Source organism: Rhizobium sp. SEMIA4064 (assembly GCF_003025035.1).
Lineage (GTDB): Bacteria > Pseudomonadota > Alphaproteobacteria > Rhizobiales > Rhizobiaceae > Rhizobium > Rhizobium paranaense.
This window is the reverse complement of record NZ_PYJN01000006.1, coordinates 43,510-69,760: the sequence shown is the minus strand read 5'-3', so window position 1 is coordinate 69,760 and position 26,251 is coordinate 43,510. Positions and strand designations below refer to the sequence as shown.

Annotated in this window: 28 protein-coding genes and 1 tRNA gene; 8 read left to right on the top strand and 21 right to left on the bottom strand. The window is 60.4% G+C overall.

The window, feature by feature from the left end:
• The first annotated feature begins 8 nt into the window (after positions 1-8).
• Positions 9-1,055, top strand: a complete 1,047-nt coding sequence (locus C9E91_RS04125) for an alpha/beta hydrolase family protein (protein ID WP_107107241.1) — start codon at positions 9-11, stop codon at positions 1,053-1,055.
• 15 nt (positions 1,056-1,070) lie between these two features.
• On the opposite strand, the gene C9E91_RS04120 is transcribed toward C9E91_RS04125, so the two are convergent.
• Positions 1,071-1,946, bottom strand: a complete 876-nt coding sequence (locus tag C9E91_RS04120) for an MBL fold metallo-hydrolase (protein ID WP_107107240.1) — start codon at positions 1,944-1,946, stop codon at positions 1,071-1,073.
• 339 nt (positions 1,947-2,285) lie between these two features.
• On the opposite strand from C9E91_RS04120, the gene C9E91_RS04115 reads away from it, so the two are divergent.
• Entirely contained in the window at positions 2,286-3,710 is a 1,425-nt protein-coding gene (locus C9E91_RS04115; protein ID WP_107107104.1) for an MFS transporter, read from the top strand.
• 41 nt (positions 3,711-3,751) lie between these two features.
• Here the strand turns inward: C9E91_RS04115 and C9E91_RS04110 are convergent, their stop codons facing one another.
• The 6 genes from C9E91_RS04110 to C9E91_RS04085 form a co-directional block, all read right to left on the bottom strand.
• Positions 3,752-4,135, bottom strand: coding sequence for a VOC family protein (locus C9E91_RS04110; RefSeq protein WP_107107103.1), 384 nt, complete (start codon positions 4,133-4,135; stop codon positions 3,752-3,754).
• A gap of 59 nt (positions 4,136-4,194) precedes the next feature.
• Positions 4,195-4,914 carry an RlmE family RNA methyltransferase gene (locus tag C9E91_RS04105; protein WP_107107102.1) on the bottom strand — a complete coding sequence of 240 codons (720 nt, stop codon included), beginning with the start codon at positions 4,912-4,914 and terminating at the stop codon, positions 4,195-4,197.
• Complete coding sequence (locus C9E91_RS04100; RefSeq protein WP_107107101.1) at positions 4,911-6,485, bottom strand: Ppx/GppA phosphatase family protein; 1,575 nt, start codon at positions 6,483-6,485, stop codon at positions 4,911-4,913. Before C9E91_RS04100 ends, C9E91_RS04105 begins: the two co-directional genes overlap by 4 nt.
• A gap of 167 nt (positions 6,486-6,652) precedes the next feature.
• Positions 6,653-7,432 (bottom strand): anti-sigma factor family protein, encoded by a 780-nt coding sequence (locus C9E91_RS04095; RefSeq protein WP_107107239.1) that lies wholly within the window; start codon positions 7,430-7,432, stop codon positions 6,653-6,655.
• Between the two features lie 16 nt (positions 7,433-7,448).
• A complete protein-coding gene (locus C9E91_RS04090) occupies positions 7,449-8,093 on the bottom strand; it encodes an RNA polymerase sigma factor (protein ID WP_107107100.1) in 645 nt (214 codons plus the stop codon).
• Positions 8,094-8,141: 48 nt separating this feature from the next.
• Positions 8,142-8,684, bottom strand: coding sequence for a tetratricopeptide repeat protein (locus tag C9E91_RS04085; RefSeq protein ID WP_107107099.1), 543 nt, complete (start codon positions 8,682-8,684; stop codon positions 8,142-8,144).
• An 18-nt stretch (positions 8,685-8,702) separates the two neighbouring features.
• Between C9E91_RS04085 and C9E91_RS04080 the strand changes: the two genes are divergently transcribed.
• The 3 genes from C9E91_RS04080 (at position 8,703) to C9E91_RS04070 (ending at position 11,791) form a co-directional block, all read left to right on the top strand.
• Entirely contained in the window at positions 8,703-9,935 is a 1,233-nt protein-coding gene (locus tag C9E91_RS04080; RefSeq protein WP_331371071.1) for a type III polyketide synthase, read from the top strand.
• Complete coding sequence (locus C9E91_RS04075; protein ID WP_107107097.1) at positions 9,935-10,432, top strand: isoprenylcysteine carboxyl methyltransferase family protein; 498 nt, start codon at positions 9,935-9,937, stop codon at positions 10,430-10,432. Before C9E91_RS04080 ends, C9E91_RS04075 begins: the two co-directional genes overlap by 1 nt.
• 111 nt (positions 10,433-10,543) lie before the next feature.
• Positions 10,544-11,791: an NAD(P)/FAD-dependent oxidoreductase gene (locus C9E91_RS04070; RefSeq protein ID WP_107107096.1), complete on the top strand. Its 1,248-nt coding sequence runs from the start codon at positions 10,544-10,546 to the stop codon at positions 11,789-11,791.
• Between the two features lie 10 nt (positions 11,792-11,801).
• Here C9E91_RS04070 and C9E91_RS04065 read toward each other — a convergent pair whose 3' ends face one another.
• The 11 genes from C9E91_RS04065 to C9E91_RS04015 form a co-directional block, all read right to left on the bottom strand.
• Complete coding sequence (locus C9E91_RS04065) at positions 11,802-12,329, bottom strand: gluconokinase (protein ID WP_107107095.1); 528 nt, start codon at positions 12,327-12,329, stop codon at positions 11,802-11,804.
• 14 nt (positions 12,330-12,343) lie between these two features.
• A complete protein-coding gene (locus C9E91_RS04060) occupies positions 12,344-13,297 on the bottom strand; it encodes a peptide ABC transporter ATP-binding protein (protein ID WP_107107094.1) in 954 nt (317 codons plus the stop codon).
• Positions 13,297-14,310 (bottom strand): ABC transporter ATP-binding protein, encoded by a 1,014-nt coding sequence (locus C9E91_RS04055; RefSeq protein WP_107107093.1) that lies wholly within the window; start codon positions 14,308-14,310, stop codon positions 13,297-13,299. Before C9E91_RS04055 ends, C9E91_RS04060 begins: the two co-directional genes overlap by 1 nt.
• A complete protein-coding gene (locus C9E91_RS04050) occupies positions 14,310-15,203 on the bottom strand; it encodes an ABC transporter permease subunit (RefSeq protein WP_107107092.1) in 894 nt (297 codons plus the stop codon). Before C9E91_RS04050 ends, C9E91_RS04055 begins: the two co-directional genes overlap by 1 nt.
• Positions 15,204-15,212: 9 nt before the next feature.
• Positions 15,213-16,217, bottom strand: a complete 1,005-nt coding sequence (locus tag C9E91_RS04045; protein WP_107107091.1) for an ABC transporter permease subunit — start codon at positions 16,215-16,217, stop codon at positions 15,213-15,215.
• Between the two features lie 90 nt (positions 16,218-16,307).
• The gene (locus C9E91_RS04040; protein ID WP_107107090.1) at positions 16,308-17,903 is read right to left on the bottom strand and encodes an ABC transporter substrate-binding protein; all 1,596 of its coding nucleotides are present in this window, start codon (positions 17,901-17,903) and stop codon (positions 16,308-16,310) included.
• Positions 17,904-18,244: 341 nt separating this feature from the next.
• Positions 18,245-18,733 (bottom strand): iron-responsive transcriptional regulator RirA, encoded by a 489-nt coding sequence (gene rirA / locus C9E91_RS04035; protein WP_107107089.1) that lies wholly within the window; start codon positions 18,731-18,733, stop codon positions 18,245-18,247.
• A gap of 117 nt (positions 18,734-18,850) precedes the next feature.
• Positions 18,851-19,948 (bottom strand): M48 family metallopeptidase, encoded by a 1,098-nt coding sequence (locus tag C9E91_RS04030; RefSeq protein WP_107107088.1) that lies wholly within the window; start codon positions 19,946-19,948, stop codon positions 18,851-18,853.
• Entirely contained in the window at positions 19,920-20,984 is a 1,065-nt protein-coding gene (locus C9E91_RS04025; RefSeq protein ID WP_107107087.1) for a YjgN family protein, read from the bottom strand. The genes C9E91_RS04030 and C9E91_RS04025 overlap by 29 nt, the downstream gene beginning before the upstream one ends.
• Before the next feature lie 253 nt (positions 20,985-21,237).
• Positions 21,238-21,585 (bottom strand): VOC family protein, encoded by a 348-nt coding sequence (locus tag C9E91_RS04020; RefSeq protein ID WP_107107086.1) that lies wholly within the window; start codon positions 21,583-21,585, stop codon positions 21,238-21,240.
• A 156-nt stretch (positions 21,586-21,741) separates the two neighbouring features.
• Entirely contained in the window at positions 21,742-23,238 is a 1,497-nt protein-coding gene (locus C9E91_RS04015; RefSeq protein WP_107107085.1) for a CoA-acylating methylmalonate-semialdehyde dehydrogenase, read from the bottom strand.
• Between the two features lie 112 nt (positions 23,239-23,350).
• On the opposite strand from C9E91_RS04015, the gene C9E91_RS04010 reads away from it, so the two are divergent.
• Positions 23,351-24,232, top strand: a complete 882-nt coding sequence (locus C9E91_RS04010) for a LysR family transcriptional regulator (RefSeq protein WP_107107084.1) — start codon at positions 23,351-23,353, stop codon at positions 24,230-24,232.
• A 114-nt stretch (positions 24,233-24,346) separates the two neighbouring features.
• Here C9E91_RS04010 and C9E91_RS19715 read toward each other — a convergent pair whose 3' ends face one another.
• Complete coding sequence (locus tag C9E91_RS19715; protein ID WP_181316006.1) at positions 24,347-24,505, bottom strand: hypothetical protein; 159 nt, start codon at positions 24,503-24,505, stop codon at positions 24,347-24,349.
• Between the two features lie 320 nt (positions 24,506-24,825).
• Between C9E91_RS19715 and C9E91_RS04000 the strand changes: the two genes are divergently transcribed.
• Positions 24,826-25,140, top strand: a complete 315-nt coding sequence (locus C9E91_RS04000; RefSeq protein ID WP_146143973.1) for a hypothetical protein — start codon at positions 24,826-24,828, stop codon at positions 25,138-25,140.
• Between the two features lie 111 nt (positions 25,141-25,251).
• A complete protein-coding gene (locus tag C9E91_RS19710) occupies positions 25,252-25,398 on the top strand; it encodes a hypothetical protein (RefSeq protein WP_181316005.1) in 147 nt (48 codons plus the stop codon).
• Between the two features lie 50 nt (positions 25,399-25,448).
• On the opposite strand, the gene C9E91_RS03995 is transcribed toward C9E91_RS19710, so the two are convergent.
• Together C9E91_RS03995 and C9E91_RS03990 are read right to left on the bottom strand one after the other, a co-directional pair.
• Positions 25,449-25,525: transfer RNA gene (locus tag C9E91_RS03995), tRNA-His, on the bottom strand.
• 223 nt (positions 25,526-25,748) lie between these two features.
• Complete coding sequence (locus C9E91_RS03990) at positions 25,749-26,198, bottom strand: phasin (protein WP_107107081.1); 450 nt, start codon at positions 26,196-26,198, stop codon at positions 25,749-25,751.
• Positions 26,199-26,251: the final 53 nt, after the last annotated feature.

Below are 26,251 nucleotides of genomic sequence, written 5' to 3'. Positions count from 1 at the left end.
AGATTTCGATGAGAGTCCGGGCCATGCTTTGCGTTGTTGCAATCCCCATGATGATGCAACACGCAGCCGGCGCCAACGAATACGTTGGTGTACATCAAATCGTGGTGCCATCCAAAGAACGCGGCAACAATCTCAACGTAACAGTTTGGTACCCGGCAAAGTCGGGTGGTGAGCCCGTCGTGCTTGGCGAGAGCGTGTTCTTTGCAGGAACGCCGGCCATGCGCGATGCGCCAATCTCCGACGGAAAATTTCCGCTCATCCTTCTTTCCCATGGTGCTGGCCTGGCCGGAAACCCGCAAGCTATGAGTTGGATTGCAACGCCCTTGGCTCAGCAGGGCTTCGTGGTGGCAGGTCCGACGCATCCGGGAAATTCGGGTGAGAACAGGTCCGCAGCCGAAACGATGAAGATCTGGTTGCGACCTGGCGATCTCACCGAAACCTTGAATGCAATGGAGACGGATTCGTTTTTCAAAGCCCACCTTGACCAAGGCAAGATCGGTGCGCTCGGTCTTTCCATGGGTGGCAACACGGCTTTGGCAATAGCGGGTGCCCGCATAGACCCAAAACTCCTGGCAAGCTATTGCGATACGGACGCGCTCAATTCCTCTCTTTGCGAGTGGGTCAGGCAAAGCGGCGTTGATCTTCACACCATGAATTTACAATCCGCCGGTCGCGACAATGAAGACAAGCGCATTCGCTTCGCAATGGCGATCGATCCTGCCCCGATCGATATCTTCGAATTCAAAAGTTTTTCTGGCATTTCTATCCCGGTCGACATCGTAAATCTCGGTCAGCCAGGGAAAATTCCGCCGACAGCAGAGGCTTCCGAGGTGGCGAAAGCCATTCCAACGGCGAGTTATACGGCGATCGGGGATGCGAGCCATTACAGCATGTTTGCCGAATGCAAACCCGGTGCGTCAGAGATCGCGGCATCTGAAAAGATCGGTGATCCAATCTGTACAGACGGCGGAGGGCGGTCACGAAACGAGATTCATGCGCAACTGATTGACATGACCACCGTTGCTTTCAGCCACGCGCTAAAGACAGACCCGTAAAGCCGCGCAGTCGTTTCACAAATCGAACTGATAGGTTTTCGGGACATAGCGGAGCCCTTCCGGCTGCTTCTCGACGAAGCCGACGGCGGGGAATGGCATGTGGAAGCCGAGGAAAGGGATGCGGTCCGTGGCGATCATGTCGAAGATGCGGCGGCGGGTCTTGGCGGCCTGCGCCTTATCGATATCAAAACGTACTTCCCAATCCGGACGTCCGAGCGAGAGGATGTAGTGATTGGCCGTATCGCCGGTCATGACCAGCTGCTTGCCGTCCGATTCGAGATGGAAGACGAGATGACCGGGCGTGTGGCCGGGAGCGAGCATGGCGGTCATGCCGCTGACGATCTGATCGCCATCTCTGAGGAAAGTCATCTTTTCGGCAAAGGGCACGACATTGGCTAGCACGGCTTTGTGACCGCCTTCGGCGGGCGTTCCTTCGCGTGACTTGTCAGTCCAGAACTCATATTCGATCGCGCCTGTGACATAGCGCGCATTCGGGAAGGCCGGAGCGCCGTCCTCCATCAGGCCGTTGATATGGTCGCCATGCAGATGTGTCAGGGCGACGACGGTCACCTGCTCCGGCGTGTAGCCGACAGCCTTCAGGCCTTCGCGAAAGCGGCCCAAACCGCGGGGGCGGCCGGCAGCGCCAAAGCCGGTGTCGACGACGATCACGTCTGAACCGGTATCGATGATCGCAGGTGCATAGCTGTTGACTAGCTTTTCGGTCGGCAGGAAGTTCTGCGCCAGAAGCTTCCGCACCGTTTCCGGAGCCTGGTTCGACCCGAAGGTTTCCCAGGGATTATCCAGAATGCTTGCGCCATCCTTGACAACGGTGATGGTGCAGGACCCCAGCTTGAACTGATGGGTCTCGGGCGGCAGAACAACGGCTGTCATGATCTCATTTTCTCCAATGGTGGCAGCGTAAGCTGCGCCTGTCACCGTCTTCGGCGGCGGCAATACGAGCTTTCATGGCCGATAATTCGCCATGACATCTCGATCCAAATCCGCTAATACGCCAAACGACGTTTTATGCGCTTAGCATTTCTATGCGTTTAGCATATGTCGAACTTGGTAGCCTATACCGTGCGGCAACGGCATCACCAAGACGTGATCTCCAGGAAGCCAAAGGGCGGAATCGGAGATTGGCAGAGGCCGCACATAGGACTACAGAGCGGGTGCCCGTCTCATGCGGACCCCTTCCCCGAAGACACGACTCACCCAAGGCATATGCCTATGAATCGCATCGTTCCCCTGATCCTTGCCGTCGCGCTTTTCATGGAGCAGATGGATTCCACCGTGATTGCGACCGCCTTGCCGGCCATCGCGGCGGATCTCCATGTTGGTCCGATCACGCTGAAACTGGCGCTGACATCCTATATGGTGTCGTTGGCGGTGTTCATTCCGATCAGCGGCTGGATGGCGGATCGCTTCGGCGCGAAGAACATCTTCCGGCTCGCCATCTGCGTCTTCGTCATCGGTTCGATCATGTGCGCCTTCTCGGGCGGCCTCCTGGAATTCGTCGCCGCCCGCTTCCTGCAAGGTCTTGGCGGCTCGATGATGACGCCGGTCGGGCGCCTTGTGCTGGTGCGCACGACGCAGAAAAGCGATCTGGTCTCGGCCATGGCGCTGCTTTCCATTCCCGCCCTCGTCGGTCCTCTCGCCGGGCCGCCGCTCGGCGGTTTCATCACCACTTACGCATCCTGGCACTGGATCTTCCTGATCAATGTGCCCGTCGGCGTTCTCGGCGTCATCCTGTCATCGATCTTCCTGCCGGATGTCGAGGCGACCATGCCGCCGAAACTTGATTTCATCGGCTTCCTGCTGACATCCTTCGCCGCCGCCGGCGTCGTCTTCGGTATGTCGGTCATCAGCTTGCCGGCCCTGCCGCCGTTCATCGGCATATCGGCCATCGCTATCGGCTTCCTCTGCGGCTTCCTTTACGTCGGCCATGCCCGCCGCCATCCGGCGCCGATCCTCAACCTGTCGCTTCTGAAGAATGCCACCTTCCGCGCTTCCGTCACGGGCGGCACGCTGTTTCGCATCTGCATCGGCGCCATGCCGTTCCTGACGCCGCTGATGCTGCAGCTCGGCTTCGGCCTCAATCCGTTCCAATCGGGCCTCATCACCTTCGCCGGTGCTATCGGCGCCATCAGTACCAAGTTCATCGCCCGCCGCGTCTTCACTGCCGTCGGCTTCAAGACGGCGCTGCTGTCGGCGGCAGGCATCACGACGCTGACGACGATCTGCACCGGCCTGTTCCAGCCCTGGACGCCGCATCTCATCATCATCGGCGTGCTGCTGATCGGCGGTTTCTCACGCTCGTTCTTCTTCACGGGGATCAATGCGCTCGCCTACGCCGATATCAGCGACAAAGAGGCAAGTCAGGCCACATCGATGAGCTCGGTCATGCAGCAGATCAGCCTGGCGCTCGGCGTTGCTGTCGCCGCCATGATCCTGGAAACGTCGACCTTCTTCAACGGCACGGAGCTGCAGGTCCGCGATTTCCACATCGCCTTCTTCTGCATCTCGGTCCTGACCGTGCTTGCCACCATCCCGTTTATCCGCATGGACCGCAGCGCCGGCGCCTTGGTCTCCGGCCACAAGGCCAGCCTGAAGCGCGTGGCCGCGACGCAGCCGCAGGTGCCGATGGTGAAATGATGCGATCCTACCTTCTCCCCAGCGAGGAGAAGGCAAAAAACCTACTCAGGCCGCTCGCAGACGGCGCTGAGCTTGTTGCCGTCGGGATCGCGCACGTAGGCCGCATAGAAATTGGCATGGAAAGAGCGCAGGCCCGGCTTACCCTCATCGGTGCCGCCATGGGCAAGGGCTGCGGCATAAAAGGCGTCGACATCGGCGCGGCTTTCTGCGTGGAGAGCCACCATGGAGCCGTTGCCGATCGTGGCCTTGCGGTGATTGTAGGGAACCACGACCCAGAAACGGCATCGTGTATCGCCATCGGCCGCATAGCCGATTTCCTCATCCGATTCGCGTTGGCGCCGGTAGCCGATGACCGGCAGAACCGCGTCATAGAAGCTGCGTGCACGCGGAATATCGTTCGAGCCGAGAGTGACGTAGAGAAGCATGAAGAATGCGCTGCCTGCTGCCGATGGGACTGTATCATCGGACAAAAGCGATGGCTAAATCAAGCACTCGTTGCTTCGTCGTCTGTCTTGCGGCCCTTGAAGCCCTTCGCCAACAGGAACATCTCCACCGATTCGGCCCTGGATGCGCCCGGCTTCACATGAACGACCTGGCGGAAATTCTGCTTCAGGAAGGCCAGCAGGTCACGCTCCGTACCGCCCTGGAAGGTCTTGGCAAGGAAATGCCCGCCTTCGGCCAGGACTTCGACGGCGAAACGCGCCGCGACTTCGCAGAGATGCATGGTCCGCAGGTGGTCGGTGCGATGATGGCCGGTGGTCGGCGCTGCCATATCGGATATCACGAGATTCGGCGTGCCGCCGACGGCATCGATCAGCCGCTGCGGCGCTTGCGGATCAAGGAAATCGAGCTGCAGGATGCTGACCCCCGGGATCGGCGCCATTTCGAGAAAGTCGATGGCGGCAACGCGGATATCCTCTTCGGTCGAATCGGTCACCTTGGCGGCGATCTGCGACCAGCTCCCCGGCGCCGCACCCAGATCGATGATGCGGCGTGCGCCCTTGAGGATCTGGTGCTTCTCGTCGATTTCCAGCAGCTTGAAGGCAGCACGGGCGCGATAGCCCTCAAGCTGCGCACGCTGCACATAGGGATCGTTGATATGCCGCTCCAGCCATTGCCGCGAGGAGGCCTTCAGCTTCTTTTTCTTGACGCGTTGGCCGAGTTTGCGGCCCGTACGGTTACCGGCGATGGTTGGCTTGGTCACGTCTGCGGCCCCTTCATATCCCTCGGTCGATGACCCCGGCGCGAGCGGCCCCGCCGCCACACGCCATCGTCTGCCATCATGTCGGTCAGCAATCCTTCACGCAGGCCGCGATCGGCGACGCGCATGCGCGGGCTCGGCCAGCGGCGGCGGATCGCCTCGAGAATGGCACAGCCCGCCAAAACGAGATCGGCGCGGTCCGGCCCAATGCAGGGATTGGCGGCGCGGCCGGCGAAATCCCAGGAAAGCAGCTTCGCCTGCATCGCGGTCACTTCGTCGTCTGACAGCCAGACACCATCGACACGGCGCCGATCGTAGCGCGGCAGATCGAGGTGAACGCCAGCAAGCGTCGTCACCGTGCCGGACGTGCCGATGAGATGGAAATCGCCGCTGTCGCGGGCAGCGCCCTGAACCGGCGGGCAATCGAAGCGTTCGAGCATGCCTTCGACTTCACGCACCATGGTCTCGAATAGATCCGGCGTGACGTCGCGGCCGCCATGGCGTTCCGAAAGCGTCACGACGCCAACCGGCAGCGAGGTCCAGTGGGTGATGTGATTGGCGAGCCGACTGGAGCGGTTTTCGCCAATGCGGATGACGGCGATTTCCGACGAGCCGCCGCCGATATCGAAGAGCACAACCGAGCGCGCCTCGGGACCGACCAGCGACGAGCAGCCGGAGACGGCAAGCCGCGCCTCGGTCTCCCGATCGATGATTTCCAGCCGCAGGCCGGTTTCTTCCGTCACGCGGGAGAGGAACGCTTCGCCGTTCTCCGCCGCACGGCAGGCTTCGGTGGCGATCAACCGCATGCGGCGGATCTCACGCGTCTTCAGCTTGCCGGCGCAGATGCGCAAAGCCTCGACGGCCCGATCCATGGCATCGCTCGACAGCCGGCCGCTGGCGCCAAGTCCCTCGCCGAGACGAACGATGCGGGAAAAAGCGTCGACAACGCGGAACTGGCCAGGCCTCGTCGGCTGCGCGATCAGCAGACGGCAATTGTTGGTGCCGAGATCGAGTGCCGCGTAGAGATCGACGGGACGGTAGTCACCATCGGCATGATGATGCGGCGCGTGGCCGTCACGGCGCTGCTGGGGTGGATGCCGATTATCATGTTCATTGCGGGCAGGCGCCTGTTCGGCGGTAGCAGCAGCGGCCGGGGCGACGATCTGCGCCGTCTTCTCATGCACCAGCGGGCGACCCTGCAAACCGCGCTTGCTACGATGCTTGCGCCTGTTCTTGCCGTTCTTGTGCGACGGCCCGGCCGCAGCGCGCTGTTCCGGCGCTGAAGAAGCCTGTTGCTGCTGGGTTGAGGAAGCGTGCTGCGCACCATCATGCGCCCCGCCACGGGAACGCCGGCGACGCTTGCGCTTTTTGCCCGGAGAACCGGTGTCGTTGTCTATCGGGCGTGTCGCCGCCGGGCCGGACGTGCCGGTCTGGTTGGCCTCCGCAGAAAAAGCGTTCGGACGGGCGGGACCGCCACGCTTACGCTTACCGCGCCGGGAGGATTTACCCTTCCTGCGCTCTGCTACCGACGCCCCGTTTGCCTGCGGCGCTCTGCCGCTGTCGGGGTCACTCACGTATCTTTTCCACCGCGCCGCGCAAGGCCCCAGGGCATGCTGCAGGCGCTCATTCGATTTTCGTTGGGCGGAGAATATCAGCAGGAAGAGTTTTCGCCAAATTCTTTTTGAATCGCGCGATTTACGGAGCGCTAACTCTTCCTACGCGTTGGGAAAAAGGCTCGATCTCAAACCGCCAGGCTTCCCCGAACGCCATCCGCCAGCGCCTTCATCCGGTCGATCGGCAGATGGCCGATCAGCATGAAGGCGTGGGTGGCGTTCGACCAATAGACGACATTCATGCCGCGGCGGTTTTCCATGTCCGGTGCGGCAGCGCCTTTGGTCGAGGGGATGATGCAGAGCGCCATCGGACCGCTTTCGGGATCGAGATAAGCGATCTGCGCCAAGGGTTTACTGTCGTAATTCAATAGCTGGGCGCGCTTGAAATCGATGCCCGGCAGAGCAACGGTTTCGGGCGTCAGCGTGAGGCCGAGCTTGGAGCCTACTTCGCTCAATTGCGCGGCTTGTTCTGCATGATCGCCAGCCGGTGCGCTGAGCGTATCCGGCGTATAGAGCGAAAGATATTCGGCGACGACGGCGCGCCAGTCACTGCCCTCTTCCGGTTTGTCGATGCTGCGGCGGATACCGATCGCGGCGCGGTCGATGGCGACGCCCACGACAAGGCACGCCGCGATTGCGGACAGGAAACCACGGCGGCTAACGCCGGAAACGGCCTTCTTTTGCTCGTTTGTGAAAGGAATCGCGGCAAGCATGGCGGTAAGCTTGGCGCTTGGGGCGGCGGCAAGCACGGGCTCGAATGCCTCACGGAAGGGCAGATCACCGCGCGACAAAAAATCGAAGCGTTCCGCCACCTGGGCGTCGCTGGTGATCAGCTTTTCGATCTTTCCGCTCTCGGCGGCATCCAGCTCGCCGTCGATGAAGGCGGTGAGCAGCTCGTCCGAGGGCATGTTGCTGTTGTCCAATTCACTCATTCCCGTTCCCCAGTCGCCCACCCCCAGAAAGTCGCGCGCCATCCGCCGATCCCGCACCATCGGCAAGCTTCGCCCGCGCCGCCGCCAGCCGGCTCATCACCGTTCCGATCGGCACATCCAAAACCTCCGCCACCTCGCGATAGGAAAGCCCTTCCACATAGGCGAGGAACACGGCGGTGCGCTGCGCTTCCGGCAGCGCCTGCACCTGCTTCAGCACCTGACCGGCGAGAATATGCGTCTCCGTCTCGCGGGCGCCGTCAAAGACCAACGTCTCGTCGGCATCGACAAAACCCTGGCCCATGCGCACGCGGCGCGCCCGGATCTCGTTCAGCCAGATCGAATGCAGGATCGAAAACAACCATCGATCGAGCCGCGTACCGGCTGCGAACTGACCAGCCCGCTCCAGTGCTCTAACGCAGGTCGCCTGCACCAGATCGTCCGCGACGTCGCGTTGGTGCGACAGCACCACCGCATAGCGCCAGAGCCGCGTCAGATGCTGCGACAGACCGGCCCTGATATCCTCTTCGCTGGCTATGGCACCCTCCGCGAGGTTCGCGTTTTTGGGAATCGCCGGTCGTGCCGGCGGTTCCGATCTTACCCGACTATAAGCAGAAATTGTGGAATGAGCGACTGACACTCGTATATCCCTCTAAATGCTGACTGCTTATAGATCCGACGCCTGAAATCAGAGGCTCGACGGATGCTGGATGGCCTGGTTCAGGTCCTGGTATTCCTCACAGGACGTGTTGCCGCAGAGCGTCTTGATCGTGCTCAACTGATCCTTGGCGAGGTCGATCTGGCCCTTGATGACGTAGGCTTCGCCGAGATATTCGCGAACAAGCGAATATTTCGGGTCCATTGCGACCGACTTCAGGTAATAGGAAATGCCTTCATCCGTGCGGCCGAGCTTGCGGGTGGCGTAGCCGCGATAGTTCAGTGCTTCCGCCGTGTTCGGGTTCTGCATGGTGTCTAGAACTGCCAGCGCTTCTTCATAGCGGTGGTCCTCCTTAGCGAGCGAATAAGCATAGTCGGCGCGGTTTTCGTCGGTGATATTGGCGCCCTGCTGTTTCACGCACTTCTTTGTCTTCGTGTCGTAGATTTCGCCCTTCTTGCAGGTCGGCGTCGTGCTGCTGTTGTCGCCAGCCGCGAAAACCGGAACGGTGAAGGCACCGAGGGTGAGGCAGGCGCCGAGAGCGACAGAGGCCAGGCGGAAAGCGGTAGTCGTCATGGGATTGCTCCTTGGCAAATGAACGTTGCGATGGGAGAACACGCCATCCGTTCATTTTATTCGCGGGCGACAAAGATTTTTCTCGCGCTCTCACCCGCAACCTGCCGTCACTCTTTCGTGACCGCTGCCACGCCGAATAATTTCTGGTGCTGGCGTGTTTCTACCTGCGTACCCGCCGAGGGTCGCAAGGAGAAACAAGTGACCGATACCGTCAAGCTTGTCAGTCTGGCTGTCGCTACGCCCGACAACATCATCTACCAATCGGAGGCCGCCGAGACCGCCGGCCGCCTGTTTTCCGATCGCTTCCGCGATTTCAAGCATCTCGCCCGCGTTTTCGAAAGCGCCGGCATCCGCAAACGCTATGTTGCCCGACCGCTCTCCTGGTTCGAGCAATCGCATGGTTGGCAGGACCGCATGGAAGCCTATGCCGAGGTCGCAAGCCAGCTCTTCACGAAGACCGCGACTAGCGCGCTGGATCGCGCCGGCCTGAGGGCGGAAGAGGTTGATTGCATCGTAACGGTGTCGTCAACCGGCATGACCACGCCGAGCCTGGAGGCTCGGCTCTCGCGCGAGCTGGGCTTCCGCTCCGATATCGAGCGCGTGCCGGTCTTCGGCCTTGGCTGTGCGGCCGGCGTTTCCGGCCTTGGCATCGCCTCGCGCATGGCAAAGAGCCGGCCCGGCGCTGTCGTGCTCTTTGTTGCCCTCGAACTCTGCTCGCTTGCCTTCCGGCTGGACGAGCTGACGCGGCCGAACATTGTTGCGACAGCATTGTTCGGCGATGGCGCGGCCGCCTGTGTCCTGCGCGCCGGCAAGGATGGTCTCGCGGAGATCGAATCGACGGGCGAGCATCTCTTTCCCGATACGCTCGGCATCATGGGTTGGAAGATCGACGATACCGGTTTCGGCATCATCCTGGACCAAGCGCTGCCGCCCTTTGCCGAAGCGAATATCAAGCCCGCCGTCGCCGGCATTCTCGAACGCGCCGGCCTAACGATATCCGATGTCGATCGCTTCATCTGCCATCCCGGCGGCGCCAAGGTGCTGGTGGCGCTCGAGACCGCCTTCGGTCTCGAACCCGGCTCGCTGGATATAGAACGCGAGGTGATCAGCGATTACGGCAACATGTCGTCGCCGACCGTACTCTTCGTGCTGGAGCGAGCGATCAATGCCGGCCTGCCACCGCGTTCGGCTCTCGTCGCCATGGGTCCCGGCTTTGCGGCAAGTTGCGTCACGCTGAAGAGGGCAGCCTGATGGTCTGGCCATCGATCGCACTTTTGACCTTCGTCACCCTGCAGCGGCTGGCCGAGCTGCTGCATGCCCGGCGCAACACCGCCGCCCTCCTTGCGCAAGGCGCCCGGGAGATTGCCCCGGAACACTATCCCTATATGGTCGCGATGCACGCGGCCTGGCTCGTCGGTCTGTGGCTTCTGGCCGCAGACCGACCGGTCAGCCTGATTTGGTTTCTCGTCTTCATGGTGCTGCAGAGCTTACGCGTCTGGGTGCTGGCGACCCTGAAAGGGCGCTGGACGACGCGGATCATCGTGTTGCCGAGCGCAGCCTTGGTAACACGCGGACCCTATCGTTTCCTCAGCCATCCGAACTATGCGGTGGTCATCGGTGAGATCGCCGTGCTGCCGCTGGCGTTCGGCCTTCCGCTCTTCGCCTTGATCTTCTCCCTGCTCAATGCCGCCATTCTCACCATACGCATTCGCGCTGAAAATGCGGCTTTGAAACAGGTCGTGGCTTGATTGCATTTTTCATTTGCGCCGCAGCATTTTGGCAGGCATTTTCGATGCTTGAAGCGTGGTTCTTGAATAAGATCATGCGCAAATACAAGAAGCACGCGGATAGCAGGGAACATGACAAAAGACGCAATCGTGCTCGGTGCAGGCATCGTCGGCATCTCGACGGCCATCCATCTCCAGCGGCGCGGGCGCCAGGTCATCCTCGTCGACCGCAAAGCCCCAGGTGGAGAGACCTCCTTCGGCAATGCCGGACTGATCCAGCGCGAAGGCGTCGTGCCCTACGGCTTTCCGCAGCAGTTCGGTCTGCTCCTGCGCTATGCCTTCAACAACCGCATCGACGCGCATTATCACCTGCGCGCGCTGCCGGGGCAGATTGCCTTTCTCGCCCGCTATTGGTGGAATTCCAATACCAAGCGGCATGAGATGATCTCACGCGCCTATGCGCCGCTGATCGAGCATTCGATCAGCGAGCACAACGACCTCATAGAAGCGTCTCACGCCGAGGAACTGATCCGCAAGAACGGCTGGATGGAGATTTTCCGCACGAACGAGAAACGCGATGCGGAATTCGCCGAAGCCGAACGTCTCAATCGCGAATTTGGCGTTACTTACGATGCGCTGACCGGCGCCGATATCGCGACATTGGAGCCGCATATCAGGGGCAGCTTCTCCGGCGGCCTGCGCTGGCGCGATCCCTGGTCCGTACTCGATCCGCATGGGCTGACCGCTGCTTACCGCGCTTATTTCGAGAGCATTGGCGGGCGTTTTGCGATCGGAGACGCCGCCTCGCTCGGCCGGTCCGGCTCCCACTGGAAGATGGTGACGTCGGAGGGTTCGATCGAAGCCGAGGATGCGGTCGTCGCTCTCGGCCCCTGGGCCGATCTCGTGACGAAGCGTTTCGGCTATGCGTTTCCGCTGGGCGTCAAGCGCGGTTATCACATGCATTACGGCGCCGAGGGCAACGCCATCCTCAACAATTGGACGCTTGATGCCGAGCGCGGCTATTTTCTGGCGCCGATGAACCGCGGTATCAGGCTGACGACCGGGGCGGAATTCGCCCTGCGCGATGCGCCGAAAACACCGATCCAGCTCGACCGTGCCGAAGCCGTCGCCCGCACCGTCTTCCCGCTCGGCGAGAGGCTCGATCCGGAGCCCTGGATGGGCGCCCGCCCCTGCACCCCGGATATGATGCCGATCATCGGCAAGGCGCCGCGTCACGACGGCCTGTGGTTCGCCTTCGGCCACGCCCATCATGGGCTGACGCTGGGGCCTGTGACCGGGCGCGTGCTCGCCGAGCTGATTACCGGAGAAAAGCCGTTCATCGACATCTCGGCCTACGCACCGAACCGGTTCGCACCCTGATACATTGAATTTAGCGGATTGCGTCGAGACCCTTGAGCGCGGCCTCGACGATGCCGTCGACCGTGTCATCGATGCCGACCGTCACGACGCCGGGTTCGCCGGTCGGCACTTCCAGCGTTTGCAGTTGGCTTTCCAGCAGTGAGGCCGGCATGAAATGGCCCTTGCGCTCGCCCATGCGCTTGGTCAGCAGTTCCTTCGAGCCATCGAGATAGACGAAATAGAGGTGCCCGCCGGCGGCGGCGCGCAGACGCTCACGATAGCTACGCTTCAAAGCGGAACATGACACGGCGATCGCTTGGCCTTTCGCAAGACTGGCGGCGATCTGCTGGCCGATCAGGTCGAGCCAGGGCCAACGATCCTCATCCGTCAGCGGAATGCCCTTGCTCATCTTCTCGACATTGGCCGCGGGATGCAGCGCATCACCCTCGACAAAATACTGACCCCGCAGCGCCGCCATCTTTTCGCCGATGGACGACTTGCCGCTGCCGCTGACGCCCATGATGATGACGGCGATCGGGGCTTTTGACATATCGCTCATGGTGCTTCCAGCCATCAATCGAGCGGATAGAAACAGGAGAATTTATGCGTTCCCTCGCCGAACAATTCCGGCGTCACCTGGCGGCATTTATCCTGCGCACGCCAGCAACGCGGATTGAAGTGACAGCCGGTCGGCGGATTGAGCGGAGACGGCAATTCACCCTGCAGGCGGATGCGGTTCTTCTCGCGCTCGGGATCGGCGATCGGCGTCGCCGACAATAGCGCGGCGGTATAGGGATGGCGCGGGCGGGTGAACACCTCTTCCGCCGTACCGGTCTCGACCGGCCGGCCGAGATACATCACCATCACGTCGTCGGCGATATGGCGAACGACCGAAAGACCGTGGGAGATGAAGAGATAGGCTAGCCCCATTTCCTTCTGCAGGTCCATCAGAAGGTTCAGCACCTGCGCCTGGATCGACAGGTCGAGCGCGGAGACCGGCTCGTCGAGCACCAGCACCTTCGGCCGCAGCATCAGCGCACGGGCAATGGCGATGCGCTGGCGCTGGCCGCCGGAGAACATGTGCGGATAACGGTCGTAATGTTCCGGGCGCAGGCCGACACGCGCCATCATCTCCTCAGCCTTGCGGCGGCGGGTGGCGGCATCATCGTCGGTATTGATCTTCAGCGGCTCCTCGAGAATGGAGCCGACCTTCTGGCGCGGATTGAGCGAGCCATAAGGATTCTGGAAGACGATCTGCACGGCGCTGCGCAGGCTGCGGTCGCCGAGCTTCGCCGGCTTACCATCGATCAGCAGTTCGCCCGCCGTCGGGTCCTCGATCATCGTCACCAGGCGGGCGAGCGTCGACTTGCCGCAACCGGATTCGCCGACGACAGCAAGCGTGCGGCCGGATTGGAGGCTGAAGCTGACGCCGTTCAACGCCTTGACGGTCGCCTCCGGCTTGAAGGCGCCGCGCTTGACGGTGTAGAAACGGGCGAGATCGCGCCCTTCGAGAACAGCGCCCGTCATTAACGGCCTCCTGCTGCTTGCGTGGCGGCAAGGCCGGGATGGCCGTGCGGCTTGCCGTGTTCCAATGGATAATTGCAGAGTGCCACGCCGAGTTCCGCGCCCTGACGCTTGACGCCACGGTCGCATTCCGGCGTCGCAAACGAGCAGCGCGGCGCGAAAAGACAGCCCGTGGGGCGATCGTGCTGGCCGGGCACGACGCCGGCGATCGACGGCAGGCGCTCGCCGACCACGGCGCGTTCTGGCAGAGCTGAAAGAAGTGCTGCCGTATAGGGATGATGCGGATCGCGGAACAGGGCCTTCACCGGCTGCTCCTCGACCTTCTGGCCAGCATATTGCACCTGCACGCGCTCGGCGGTTTCTGCTACCACGCCCATGTCGTGGGTGATCAGCACCAGCGCCATGCCCTGCTCTTTCTGCAGCCGCGCAAGCAGATCGAGGATCTGTGCCTGGATGGTCACGTCGAGCGCGGTGGTCGGCTCGTCGGCGATCAGAAGCTTCGGATTGCAGGCAAGCGCCATGGCAATCATGACGCGCTGGCTCATGCCGCCGGACATCTGGTGCGGGAAGTTCGACAAGCGATCCGCAGGCGCCGGGATACCGACAAGATTCAAGAGCTCGATCGAGCGCTCACGGCGCGCCTTGCGGTCGAGACCCATGTGGATGCGCAGGGTCTCGCCGAGCTGAAAGCCGACCGTGAAGCACGGATTGAGGCTCGACATCGGCTCCTGGAAGATCATCGCCATGTCCTTGCCGATGATCTTGCGGCGCTGGCGCGAGGAGATGCCACGCAGGTCCTTCCCATCGAACGTCATGCGGTCGGCGGTGATCTTCGCCGTCCAGGGCAGAAGCCCCATCATGGCCAGCATGGACACAGACTTGCCGGAACCGGATTCGCCGACGATCGAGAGTATTTCTCCCTTATCGCAGGTGAGAGAGACGCCATCCACCGCACGGAACAGGCCGGATGCGGTCTGGAATTCAACGGTGAGGTTTTCAATATCGAGAAGCGGCATCACGACCTCTTCAGCTTCGGGTCGAAAGCATCGCGCAGGCCATCGCCCATCAGATTGATGGCGAGAACCGTGATCAGGATGCAAAGACCGGGAAAAGTGACGAGCCAGGGATTGCTCTGGAAGAATTCACGCGAATCCGCGAGCATCGTTCCCCATTCCGGCGTCGGCGGCTGCGCGCCCTGGCCGAGAAAGCCGAGGGCGGCGGCATCGAGAATCGCGGCCGAGAAGGCCAGCGTCGCCTGCACGATCAACGGCCCCAGACAGTTCGGCAGGATGGTTTTGAACATCAGGCGAAGCGAAGTGGCGCCGGAAACCCGCGAGGCGATGACATATTCCTTGTCGCGCTCGGCCATCACCGAGGCGCGCGTCAGGCGAACGAAGTGCGGCTGGTTGACGATGGAGATCGCGATCATGGCGTTGGTCAGGCCAGGTCCCAGGATCGCCACCAGCACCAGGGCGAGCAGCAGCGAGGGAATGGCAAGGATGATGTCCATGATGCGCATGATGATCGTATCGGTGCGGCCACGAACATAGCCGGCGACGAGGCCGATCAGGACACCGGCGAGCGCCGAAAGCGAAGCAACCACCAGGCCGATGAACAGCGAAAACCGCGTGCCATAGATCAGGCGCGAGAGAAGATCGCGGCCATTGGCATCGGTGCCGAGGAGAAAGTCGCTATTGCCGCCTTGGGCCCAAGCCGGCGGCAGGCGCTGCATGGTGCCGCCATAGGCGTAGTTCGGATCATGTGGGGCGACCACACCGGCGAAGATCGCCAGGAACAGAACGAAGACGAAGATCACCAGCCCGATGACCGCGCCCTTGTTACGCGAGAAATAGTACCAGAACTCCGCGAGAGCGGAGGGGCGGTCGGATTTGAGACTTACCGTGCTCATGGGCCGCTCCTAGTGACGAATGCGTGGATTGATGAAGCCGTAGAGCAGGTCGACGGCGAGATTGACGAGCATGACGATGCCCGCGATCAGCAGCAGACCGCCCTGCACCACAGGATAATCGCGCTTGAAGACGGCGTCGATCATCCACTTGCCGATGCCCGGCCAGGAAAAGATGCTTTCCGTCAGGATGGCGCCGCCGAGCAGCACGCCGACCTGCAGGCCGATGGTGGTGACGACTGGGATCATGGCATTGCGGAGCGCATGCACGGAGACGACGCGCAGCGGCGCGAGGCCTTTGGAGCGGGCGGTGCGGACATAATCCTCACCCAGAACTTCCAGCATGGCCGAGCGCGTCTGCCGGGCGATGACGGCGAGCGGAATGGTGCCGAGCACGATGGTCGGCAGGATCAGCGAATTCAGCGCCGAGGCGAAGGCGCCCTTTTGACCGGACAGGAGGCTGTCGATCAGCATGAAGCCGGTGACCGGCTTGAAGAAATAGATGAGCCCGATGCGGCCGGAAACCGGCGTCCAATGCAGATAGCCGTTGAAGACGATGATCAGCAGCAGGCCCCACCAGAAGATCGGCATGGAATAACCGACAAGGGCCACGCCCATCACGCTCTGGTCGAACCATGTGCCGCGCTTGACGGCGGCGAAAACGCCTGCCGGAATGCCAAGACAGATCGCCAGGATCATAGCGCAGATCGACAGTTCCAGCGTTGCCGGGAAGAAGGTCAGGAAGTCGGTCAGCACGTCGCGCTTGGTGGTGATCGAAGTCCCGAGATCGCCGTGCAGCGCACTCCAGATGTAGTGGCCGTATTGCATGACCAGCGGCTGGTCGTAGCCGAGATCATGAGAGATCTGGGCATGGCGCTCAGGCGACATGACGCGCTCGCCCGACAACAGCATGACGGGATCGCCGGGAAGCAGGCGGATGAAGGAGAAAGCGACGATCGATACGCCGAGGAATGTCGGGATCAGCACCGCAAGGCGGCCGAAAAGAAATCGCAACATGGCAGATGTCCAAAGTTTTCCGGCGGTCAAGCAAATTGCCTGACCGCCGGTTTCACCCGGCTCTCGACCGGGTATTTCAGAGCGTGTCCGTTATTCGGCGATATCGACGCCGTCGAAGCGGTGAACGCCGACCGGATCCTGCACGTAGCCAGAAACCTTGGTGCTCATGGGAACGAACTCCTCGGAATGGTCGATGGTCATCCACGGAGCTTCGCGCTTGAAGACGACCTGCGCCTGTTCGTAGAGCTTAGTGCGCTCCTTGACATCGGCAGTCTGCTTAGCCTTCTTCACGAGACCGTCGAATTCCTTGTTGCACCACTGGGCGCGGTTGTTACCGCCGACTGCGTCGCAGCCGAGCAGCGTATCCAGGAAGTTATCCGGATCGCCGTTGTCGCCGGTCCAGCCGAGGATAGCCGCGCCATCGCGGTCCTTGGCGGAGGAGAGCTTCAGGTACTGAGCCCAGTCATAGGTCACGATCTCGGCCTTGACGCCGATCTTGGCGAGGTCAGCCTGCATCAGCTCGGCAGCACGACGTGCATTCAGCATGTACGGACGCGAAACCGGCATAGCCCAGATCTTCATGCTGAGGTTCTTGACCCCAGCCTTTTCAAGCATCTTCTTGGCTTCTTCCGGGTTGTACGGATCGTCCTTGATGTCCTTGTTGTAGGACCACATGGTCGGCGGGATCGGGTTGGTAGCGACCGAGCCGGAACCCTGGAAGACGGCATCGACGATCGCCCGCTTATCGACAGCCATGTTCAGCGCCTTGCGCACTTCGGCCTTGTCGAAGGGAGCAACCAGCGTGTTGTAGGCGAGATAGGAGACGTTCAGGCCCGCCTGTTCGAGAACCTTCAAGCTCTTGTCGGTCTGGAGATCCTTGATGTCGGCGGCGTTCGGATACGGCATGATCTGGCATTCGCCGGACTTCAGCTTCTGCGCGCGAACGGATGCGTCAGGGGTGATCGCGAAGACGAGATCGTCGATCTTTTCCTTGCCCTTGAAGTAGGTTTCATTCGCCTTGTAGCGGATGACGGCATCCGGCTGATAGGCGACGAAGGTAAACGGACCAGTGCCGAGCGGCTGCTGGTTCATCTGCTCCATCTTCTTGTCGGCCTGCAGCTTGTCTGCATATTCCTTCGACAGGATCGAAGCGAAGTCCATGGCCAGGTCGGCGATGAACGGCGCTTCCGGACGATTCAGCACGAACTTGACGGTGAGGTCATCGACCTTGTCGACCGACTTGATGAGGGTCGGGAAGCCCATGCCCGCAGCATATTCATAGGAACCGCCGGCGACGTACTTGGCCCACGGGCTGTCTTCCTTGAGCTGGCGGTTGAACGAGAAGACGACGTCGTCAGCATTGAGATCGCGCGTCGGGGTGAAGTAATCGGTGGTCTGGAACTTCACGCCCTTGCGGAGCTTGAAGGTGTATTCCTTACCATCCGGGGAAACAGTCCAGCTTTCGGCGAGGCCAGGCTCAACTTCGGTGCTGCCGTGCTTGAACTCGACGAGGCGGCTATAAACCGTACGCGAAGAGGCATCGAAGGTGGTGCCGGCGGTGTAAATTCCCGGATCGAAACCTTCCGGCGAACCTTCCGAGCAATAGACGAGCGTTTTGGACCAGGCGGACGTCGCCATGACCGAAGCCAGGGCGGTCACTGCCAACAGGACAGAGATCTTTTTCATGATGTCGTTTCCCAGGTTTGTTATTCTTTTGAAGCCGTGGATCCCCTGAGGTTCCCTTCCGGATCGCGCCGATGGAACGCTATTTAATGTGTGAAAGCAACACGCCCCGCCCAAAATTTTTCCAAATTATAGAGTTTGGAAATTTTCCTATAAAAATGGTCTTGGATTGGTAACAATCTGACGAAATCGCGCCTCTTTTCGACGCATTTCGGATAATTTTACCCTTGCCTCTTCGCAAACATTAACGATTGGCGACAGAATTTACCTGACGGCACAAACGAAAAATCCGCGGACACCTCAAGGCGCCCGCGGATTGGGAAACTGCGTAAATTTAGGGAGGATCAGGCGGCCGGTGCCGTGATCGCTGGCTTCTTGGCGATTGCTCTGTGATCGTTCTCGGTCAGACCGAGCAGGAAATTGATCTGCGGACGGGCCTTGACGAGATCGTCGATGGAATATTCGGTCAGCACGTCGAAGAAGGCGTTGAGCGCCTTGCGCAGCGCCGAGTTCAGGCCGCAGCTATCGACCAACGGGCATTCGACGACACCTTCCTCGAAGCATTCCGCCATCGCGAAACTATCTTCGGTCACCTTGACGACATCGAACAGGCTGATGCTGGCCGCCGGCTTGCCGAGACGCACGCCGCCATTGCGGCCACGCACGGTCTCGACGAGACCAGCCTTGGTGAGCGGCTGCAAAATCTTGAACAAAAACAGCTCGGAAACACCATAGGCTTTTGCGATTTCCGGGATGCGGCTCAAGTGGCCATCGTTGGCGGCGCAATACATGAGCATGCGCACTGCGTAGTTGGTCTGCTTGGTCAAGCGCATGCCGATCTCCTGGAATCAAGGCCGCATAGGACGGTTCGACTGGTATATAGTGCCTTTCGTAGTTTTGAACAATTCCAAAATATGAAAATCACATTCACGTTATTCTGATGGGGGGACTCAGCCCTTTCCTGCTCCCGCCCTAAGCTCCCTGGCGTAATCGAGAATAGCCTGCTTGCGCTCCGGCGTACCCGGATGGGTCGACAGCATGCTGGTATCGGAATGATCGCCGAGTTTCGTTTCCAGAGTATCGAAGAAGCGCGACAGTGCTGTCGGGTCCATGCCCGCTTCCTGCATCAACTCGACCGAACGGCGATCGGCTTGGGCTTCGGCAGAGCGGGAATAGGCAAGCGCCAACAAGCCGCCCCCCTGGGTCAAAACATCCTGCACGCCGGAACCGACGTCGCCGGCAATCAGCAAGACCAAACCGGCGACGCCGGCGGCGCGGTAAAGTTGGCGGAGGCTATGCTTGTATTCGACATGGCCGATCTCGTGGCCGAGAACGGCGGTGATCATTTCCGTATCGCCGCCGGCAAGGTTCACCAATTCGTCGGTCAGGACCAGATTGCCGTCCGGCAACGCGAAGGCATTCGGGCCGACGACGCCACCTCCGCGAAAGTTCAGCTTATACCGGCCGACACCGCCCTCCGCATGGGTTGCGATCTTTTCGAATTGATCGGCTATTTCCTTACGCCTGGCTTCGGGCAGCTTGCTCGGGCTGAGCGTCACCTGATCCAGCGTCTTCAACGTCCCCGCGGACATCATCTCCGGCACGACCGGCGGCGTCACCAGAACGGCGACCTCCACCAGCGCCGGCAAAGCGTAGTGATAAATGGTCGACGCCAGCACGATCGTCGCAACGGCGAAGGCGATCATGCGCGGGCGCACAATCTCCAGCCGGTGTACAAAACCGCTGCGCCCCTCACCGCGGCCTTGGAGATAAGCGTCGACGGCATCATTATCGCGCGTTTCGAACACCGACTCGTTGCCGAAAACAATGCGCCGCGGAATGGAGCCCACGCGTGGACTGATTTCGATATCGGAACGGATGCCCCAGGCGAGGCGCTTGTCCTTTTCGTCGTCCTCATCCGAGAGGACGGTGAGCGAACCACCGATGTCAACCAGCCGGGCGGCAACCGCCCGGCTGGAATGGGGCGGATGCCAGGTGCCCGTGGCAATTGATGCCGGATCAGAAACCAAAGTCGAAGCCATCGACATCAAGATATTCCGCACTAATGACGCCGCCAGTCGAGCGGATCTGGTCGAAAACCACGCCGATCTCGCCGTCAATGCTTATTGCGGTGTGTTCTGCTAAAAGCCGCTGCATCTGTACCGCAGCCCATGGACGCATCAGGCCCAGCGTTACGAACGTCAGCACCGTATTGACGACGACAACCCAAATATACTCCCCGCGACCAAGGTTGCTACGGAGCTGATGGCGATGATCGATCATTGCTGCCGACCAGACGATGTTGCGGATCGAGGCCCGATAATAAAGGCCGGCGAATACGTATCCGAGCAGGCCAATGGCAAGCCCGACATATGCCGGACCAAGACCAGCATCTGAACCCATTGGGACATTGCGAAAGGCGCCTAAAACGCCCAAAACGAACCCCATGACTGCACCGCCTGCAATGGCGATCGCGATCATGGCACCGAAAACCTTGTAAATCGCACTCAATCGAGGCTCGGTCGAGAATGATCGGTCTCCATAACGCAAATTGTCGAAGATGTACTTATAAAACCAACGACTTGCGACTGGAGACGCCAACCCGAACGAGATCACCGTTACCAAGGCACCTAAGAAGATCGCCTTAAATGCACCTCCATAGGTTCCGACGAAATCGAAGCGCACATTGCGATAGCTCGTCACGCGCGCATTGAACTTCAGGCCGCGCATGAGAAACCATGGGAATACCACCAGCATCACCGGCCAAATTGCCAAGGCGGCCAACGGTGCCACATGCGAAAGGATATTTAAGGCGATGAGAAAGCCGAACACGATCAGCCGTCCGATCAGTATCTGTTTGCCCTTGGCATGATATTCAAAGGTGTGGCCCAGCAGGACCGTATTCCCATAGAAATACCGGTTGCGGCGTACCTTCGCCCAGGCGGAATAAATGCCCAGCGTAACGATCGTCAGCAGGATGTTGACGATCCAGATGCCGAAATACTCTTTGCTGCTTCCAGTAAATGATGCACGTTGAAAAAAGTGCTTATTTCCAATGGGATAATGCTGTTCAACAACTGCCATAATTCCCTGCCCCCACTATTGCCGTTTTCTGGCTGCTTACGGGAAGCAGCCAGAACGATTACCAGCTACCGCGACACATCCATCCCTTGCGTCAACAGATGTGTCGCCGCTATAAATTCTCTCTATCGTTGCATTTGAGAGCAGGAAATTCAGCTATAGGCAATGGGAAAATTAAGAACCGGGATAGGCAATGCGGCCGTGTCACAACTCAGACTGAGACTGCGACTTCAATGCCACACCCCCCGACCCGCCTTTAACTCACCGAAACCCAGACCGCCATCTCACAGCCGCCGGGCTCGCGGAAATGAAAGCGCCGGCCGCCGGGGAAGTCGAAGGCGGGCCGTGTGACGACCCCGCCGGCGAGTTCGACGGCGCGCTGTGCCGCTTCCAAATCCGTCGTGCGCACGACGGGAAGCGGTGCGTCGGTTGCCGCTGCCGCGTCACCCTGGATGCCGGCGTCGATGCCCGCCGCTTCGATGGCGTGATAGGTCGGTCCGTAGCTGACGAAGCTCCACTCGAAAGCTTCCTCGAAAAAACGGCGGGTCTTCAACCCGTCGGTCGACGGAAATTCGAGATAGTCGATCTGATAGGTCACGGGCATCACACCGTCCTCCGGTTGTTCTTGTTTTGTTCTAAAACAAAATACACCGTCCAGCAAGATGACTCAGCAGAAAATAACCGCAACAAAAAACCGCCGCCCAATTCAGCCTCAAATCGGCATTGGACGGCGGCTCGTATCAGACGATATCGAAGAACGTTACTTCATCGTCGGCATGACGAATTCAGCCCCGCCCTTGATGCCGGACGGCCAGCGGGCGGTGATCGTCTTGGTGCGGGTCCAGAACTTGATCGAGTCCGTGCCGTGCTGATTGAGGTCGCCGAAGCTGGACGCCTTCCAGCCGCCGAAGGAGTGGTAGGCGAGCGGAACCGGGATCGGAACGTTGACGCCGATCATGCCGATGTTGATGCGCGAGGCGAAATCGCGGGCGGCATCGCCGTCGCGGGTGTAGATCGCGACACCATTGCCGTATTCGTGCTTCATCGGCAGATCGAGCGCTTCTTCGTAGTTCTGGGCGCGGACAACCGAGAGGACCGGTCCGAAGATTTCGGTCTTGTAGATGTCCATGTCCGGCTTGACGTGGTCGAACAGCGTGCCGCCGACGAAATAGCCGTCCTCATAACCCTGCAGCTTGAAGCCGCGGCCATCGACCACGAGCTTGGCGCCTTCCTCGACACCGCGGTCGATCAGGCCGTTGACGCGGTTATACGCATCCTTGATGACGAGCGGGCCCATATCGGCCTTGTCATCGGTGTAGGGGCCGATGCGCAGGGATTCGATCTTCGGCACGAGCTTTTCGACCAGGCGATTGGCGGTGTCTTCGCCCACCGGAACGGCAACGGAGATTGCCATGCAGCGCTCACCGGCCGAACCATAGCCTGCGCCCATCAGGGCGTTGACGGCCTGATCCATGTCGGCATCCGGCATGATTATCATGTGGTTCTTGGCGCCGCCGAAGCACTGCGCGCGCTTGCCGTTCATCGCCGCCGTGCCATAGACATAGCGGGCGATCGGCGTGGAACCGACGAAGGAAACGGCAGCGATATCCGGATCGGCCAGGATGGCGTCGACGGCTGCCTTATCGCCATTGATGACGTTCAGGATGCCTGCGGGCAGACCGGCTTCGATCATCAGTTCGGCGAGGCGGAGCGGCACGGACGGATCACGCTCGGACGGCTTCAGGATGAAGGCGTTGCCGCAGGCGATCGCCGGGGCAAACATCCACATCGGGATCATGGCCGGGAAGTTGAACGGCGTAATGCCGGCGCCGATGCCGACCGGCTGGCGGATGGAATACATGTCGATCGCCGGGCCGGCGCCTTCGGTGAACTCGCTCTTCTGCAGATGCGGGATGCCGCAGACGAATTCGCAGACTTCCAGGCCACGGAGAACGTCGCCCTTGGAGTCCTCGACCGTCTTGCCGTGCTCCTTGGAGAGCAACAGAGCCAGCTCGTCCATATGCTGGTTCAGGAGTTCGACGAACTTGAAGAAAACGCGAGCGCGGCGCTGCGGATTGGTGGCGGCCCATTTCGGCTGCGCGGCCTTGGCGTTTTCGACGGCTGCGCGGATTTCCTCGACGCTGGCGAGCGCGACGGTCGCCTGCACTTCGCCGGTTGCCGGATTGTAGACGTTGCTCGTGCGGCCGCTGGTGCCAGCGACGTGCTTGCCGCCAATGAAATGACCGATCTCTTGCATGGATGTGCCTCCTCGTTTTCTGGAATGGTGACAGGATCGCACTTCAATTTGCACAAATCAATGAGCTGTTATAAGCAACCGTTGTGCAGAAATTAAAGCCCTGGATGTGCATATGGATTGGGATGATGTCCGCATGTTCCTCGCTGTTGCCCGCACGGGACAGATCCTGGCGGCCTCGAAACGGCTTGGGGTCAACCACGCGACGCTCTCCCGGCGGGTGACGACGCTGGAGGAGCGGCTGAAGACGCGGCTGCTGGTGCGCCGCACCAATGGCTGCGATCTGACCGCCGAGGGCGAAATCTTCCTGCATGCAGCCGAGCGCATGGAAACCGAGATGCTGCGCGCCCAGGCAAGTGTCGGCCATCTCGACAGCGCCATTACCGGCACGGTGCGCATCGGCGCGCCGGACGGTTTCGGCGTCTCCTTCCTCGCCCCCCGTTTGGGCCGGCTGATTGCGCGCTATCCGGAACTGCGCATCCAACTGGTGCCGGTGCCCCGCTCCTTTTCGCTGTCGCAGCGCGAGGCGGATATCGCCATCACGCTGGAACGCCCCGAACAGGGTCGTCTGATCTCATCCAAGCTGACAGACTATACGCTCGGCCTTTACGCTTCGAAGGCCTATCTCGATCAGGCAGGCCTGCCGGACAGCGTGGAGGCACTGAAATTGCACCCGCGCATCGGCTATGTCGAAGACCTGATCTTTACCGCATCCCTGAATTTCTCCGGCGAGATCATGCGGAGCTGGGACGCATCGTTCGAAATCTCCACCTCCATCGGCCAGACGGAAGCGGTGCGCTCCGGCGCCGGCATCGGCATTTTGCACGATTACATCGCCAGGCAATATCCGGAGCTGATCCGCATTCTTCCCGATGTCTCGATCAAACGCGCCTATTGGACCATCTATCACGAAAGCGCCCGCGATCTGGTGCGGGTGCGCACCGTCGCGGATTTTCTGCAGGAGTTGGTGAGCGAGGAAAGGCGGATGTTTTTCTGAAGCAGTCAGGCCTCTAAAGCTCGTCGCGATCTTTCAGATTCGCTCCCGCGCTTTGGCTGCTTGTTTTTGCATGTCGTTTTCGCAAGACCGCCGGACACTTTTGCGCAACATGCGTTAGGCATGCTTCGGCGGCTCTTCGTTCTCATCGGGATTGGGAACGGGAATTTCATCCGGCAGCCTGTCGGGATCCGGCTCCTCTATCGGCGGCACGGGTGCCCAGCCGGGACCGGGCATCGGTGGCTTTTCGGGAATCGGCTCGCGTGGCACGGACATGGCCAGGTCCTTCTGTCTTATTGTTGATATGAACAGAACGACGGCGAACAGGCAGGGTTCCACAGGAATTCCAGCCGCCCACCGAGAACGCCATGGCCTGGCTCCCCTGCCCCGGCATGAATTCCCGTTTCATTTGCGCACGGAACCAGTTCGTGCATAAGTAGAATAATAGACTTTCGTTTTCATCCAGGCAGGGTCCGAGGGGCGCTTGATGTTGAAAGGCGGGGTATTCTTCGCGGCGCTCGCCGGCGGTCTCAGCGCATGCACGAGCATCGACTATTCGCAGCTCCCCCCGGAAAAGGTTCGACCAGGTGCGCAACGTGTCGTTCAAGGACTCCGCGGATATCCTCGGCGAAGCCATCCAGGGATTGGTGAAGGCGAACAAGGTTCAGCGAAACGATGTGGCCGGGACGGCCATCACTGCAGCGGTCGGCAGCAGCATCGCCGATAACCTCTGGAACAAGAAGGGGGCGTGTGCCGCCTCCAAGGTCAGCCCCGAGGATATCGCGGCGGTCAAAAAAGCCATCCCTGGCGCTGCCCAGCCCGCCGCCAGAAGGACATTCAGGGTGCCGCCCGAAACGCCCGCAATACCGCCCCGCGGCCGCGCCAAGATCGTCTCGCGGATCACGTTCTAGGAGTGTCTTTGGGCGAGCACCAGAGATGCGCGACCGCATCGAGGTGACACGGCGCTGGACAAGGGCCGGTCGTGGCCTAGAATCCTAAGAACGTCTCAGGGAGCAAAGATCATGAGCGAGAAAAAGAAACCGAAGCTGACCGAGAAAGAACGCAAGGAGCAGGACGATTATCTCGAAGAGGCGCTTGAGGAGACCTTTCCTGCGAGCGATCCAATCTCACCGGGACATGTCGCAAAGAAGCCTGAGGACAAGAAATAGCCCGCCGCTGATATCCGGCTGCCTGCTATCGTTTGATCTATGGGGAGAAATGGTACGGTTGGGGGGTCTCGAACCTCCGACCTCAGGTGCCACAAACCTGCGCTCTAACCAACTGAGCTACAACCGCACATGCTCGCGTCGCCGCGAACGGGGGTGACATACGAGGACTTTGAAATTATTTCAAGTCCTATCTCCCTGCAATATGAAAAAGCTGGGCATGACCGCCTTCCAAAGCACATATCGCAGTCGGACGAGCCTGCGAAAAGCGTTGTGAGGCTGAATCAAAAACGTCCCGTTTCCAGTGTTCACCTGAAAACGGGACGTTCCGATCTTGGGAGGTTTTTTAAGAATTAGGCAACCTTGAAGGAGGACATGGCCTTTTCAGCAGCGTCCTTGGCCGGCTTTGCCAGCTTTTCGGCAACCTTCTTGGTGGTTTCCTGGATCGACTTGGCCTGCTCGACGGTAACTTCAGCCTGCTTGCGGATGAAGGAGGTCTGCAGTTCGAAGAGTTCGGCGACGGACTTGACGCGAAGCAGAGCTTCCATGTGCGCCAGCGAGCTTTCAGCATTGGCGCGCAGCACGTCGATGGTCTTGAGCCCGATTTCCACGGAGCCAGCCTGGGCGGTCTGGACAGTGGCCTCGAGGGTCTTGCCAGCGTCTTCGGCAGCCGTCTTCATCTTGGCGAAGGCTTCCTTGGACTGTGTAGCGCCCTTTTCGGCGAAGTCGCGGAAGGATTCAGAGAGCTTGGACGGGTCGAATGCAGCCGTTGAAAAAACGTCGTCTTTCTTTACAGTAGCCATGATAGCGCTCCTATACGGGCCCTCCTCAGAGGCGCCCTTGGTGAATTGATTGA

Excerpts from the sequence above, each read along its gene's own strand:
- C9E91_RS04125 (WP_107107241.1), top strand. The coding sequence starts at position 9 with ATGAGAGTCCGGGCCATGCTTTGCGTTGTTGCAATCCCCATGATGATG.
- C9E91_RS04030 (WP_107107088.1), bottom strand. The coding sequence starts at position 19,948 with ATGTCGATGGCTTCGACTTTGGTTTCTGATCCGGCATCAATTGCCACG.
- C9E91_RS04080 (WP_331371071.1), top strand. The coding sequence starts at position 8,703 with ATGAACGTTGCGATGGGAGAACACGCCATCCGTTCATTTTATTCGCGG.
- C9E91_RS04060 (WP_107107094.1), bottom strand. The coding sequence starts at position 13,297 with ATGACGGGCGCTGTTCTCGAAGGGCGCGATCTCGCCCGTTTCTACACC.
- C9E91_RS04095 (WP_107107239.1), bottom strand. The coding sequence starts at position 7,432 with ATGCCCTCGGACGAGCTGCTCACCGCCTTCATCGACGGCGAGCTGGAT.
- C9E91_RS04010 (WP_107107084.1), top strand. The coding sequence starts at position 23,351 with ATGGATTGGGATGATGTCCGCATGTTCCTCGCTGTTGCCCGCACGGGA.
- C9E91_RS04055 (WP_107107093.1), bottom strand. The coding sequence starts at position 14,310 with ATGCCGCTTCTCGATATTGAAAACCTCACCGTTGAATTCCAGACCGCA.
- C9E91_RS04015 (WP_107107085.1), bottom strand. The coding sequence starts at position 23,238 with ATGCAAGAGATCGGTCATTTCATTGGCGGCAAGCACGTCGCTGGCACC.
- C9E91_RS04110 (WP_107107103.1), bottom strand. The coding sequence starts at position 4,135 with ATGCTTCTCTACGTCACTCTCGGCTCGAACGATATTCCGCGTGCACGC.
- C9E91_RS04025 (WP_107107087.1), bottom strand. The coding sequence starts at position 20,984 with ATGGCAGTTGTTGAACAGCATTATCCCATTGGAAATAAGCACTTTTTT.
- C9E91_RS04050 (WP_107107092.1), bottom strand. The coding sequence starts at position 15,203 with ATGAGCACGGTAAGTCTCAAATCCGACCGCCCCTCCGCTCTCGCGGAG.
- C9E91_RS04075 (WP_107107097.1), top strand. The coding sequence starts at position 9,935 with ATGGTCTGGCCATCGATCGCACTTTTGACCTTCGTCACCCTGCAGCGG.
- C9E91_RS04040 (WP_107107090.1), bottom strand. The coding sequence starts at position 17,903 with ATGAAAAAGATCTCTGTCCTGTTGGCAGTGACCGCCCTGGCTTCGGTC.
- C9E91_RS04085 (WP_107107099.1), bottom strand. The coding sequence starts at position 8,684 with ATGACGACTACCGCTTTCCGCCTGGCCTCTGTCGCTCTCGGCGCCTGC.
- C9E91_RS04020 (WP_107107086.1), bottom strand. The coding sequence starts at position 21,585 with ATGCCCGTGACCTATCAGATCGACTATCTCGAATTTCCGTCGACCGAC.
- C9E91_RS04120 (WP_107107240.1), bottom strand. The coding sequence starts at position 1,946 with ATGACAGCCGTTGTTCTGCCGCCCGAGACCCATCAGTTCAAGCTGGGG.
- C9E91_RS03990 (WP_107107081.1), bottom strand. The coding sequence starts at position 26,198 with ATGGCTACTGTAAAGAAAGACGACGTTTTTTCAACGGCTGCATTCGAC.
- C9E91_RS04115 (WP_107107104.1), top strand. The coding sequence starts at position 2,286 with ATGAATCGCATCGTTCCCCTGATCCTTGCCGTCGCGCTTTTCATGGAG.
- C9E91_RS04065 (WP_107107095.1), bottom strand. The coding sequence starts at position 12,329 with ATGAGCGATATGTCAAAAGCCCCGATCGCCGTCATCATCATGGGCGTC.
- C9E91_RS19715 (WP_181316006.1), bottom strand. The coding sequence starts at position 24,505 with ATGTCCGTGCCACGCGAGCCGATTCCCGAAAAGCCACCGATGCCCGGT.
- C9E91_RS04070 (WP_107107096.1), top strand. The coding sequence starts at position 10,544 with ATGACAAAAGACGCAATCGTGCTCGGTGCAGGCATCGTCGGCATCTCG.
- C9E91_RS19710 (WP_181316005.1), top strand. The coding sequence starts at position 25,252 with ATGAGCGAGAAAAAGAAACCGAAGCTGACCGAGAAAGAACGCAAGGAG.
- C9E91_RS04045 (WP_107107091.1), bottom strand. The coding sequence starts at position 16,217 with ATGTTGCGATTTCTTTTCGGCCGCCTTGCGGTGCTGATCCCGACATTC.
- rirA (WP_107107089.1), bottom strand. The coding sequence starts at position 18,733 with ATGCGCTTGACCAAGCAGACCAACTACGCAGTGCGCATGCTCATGTAT.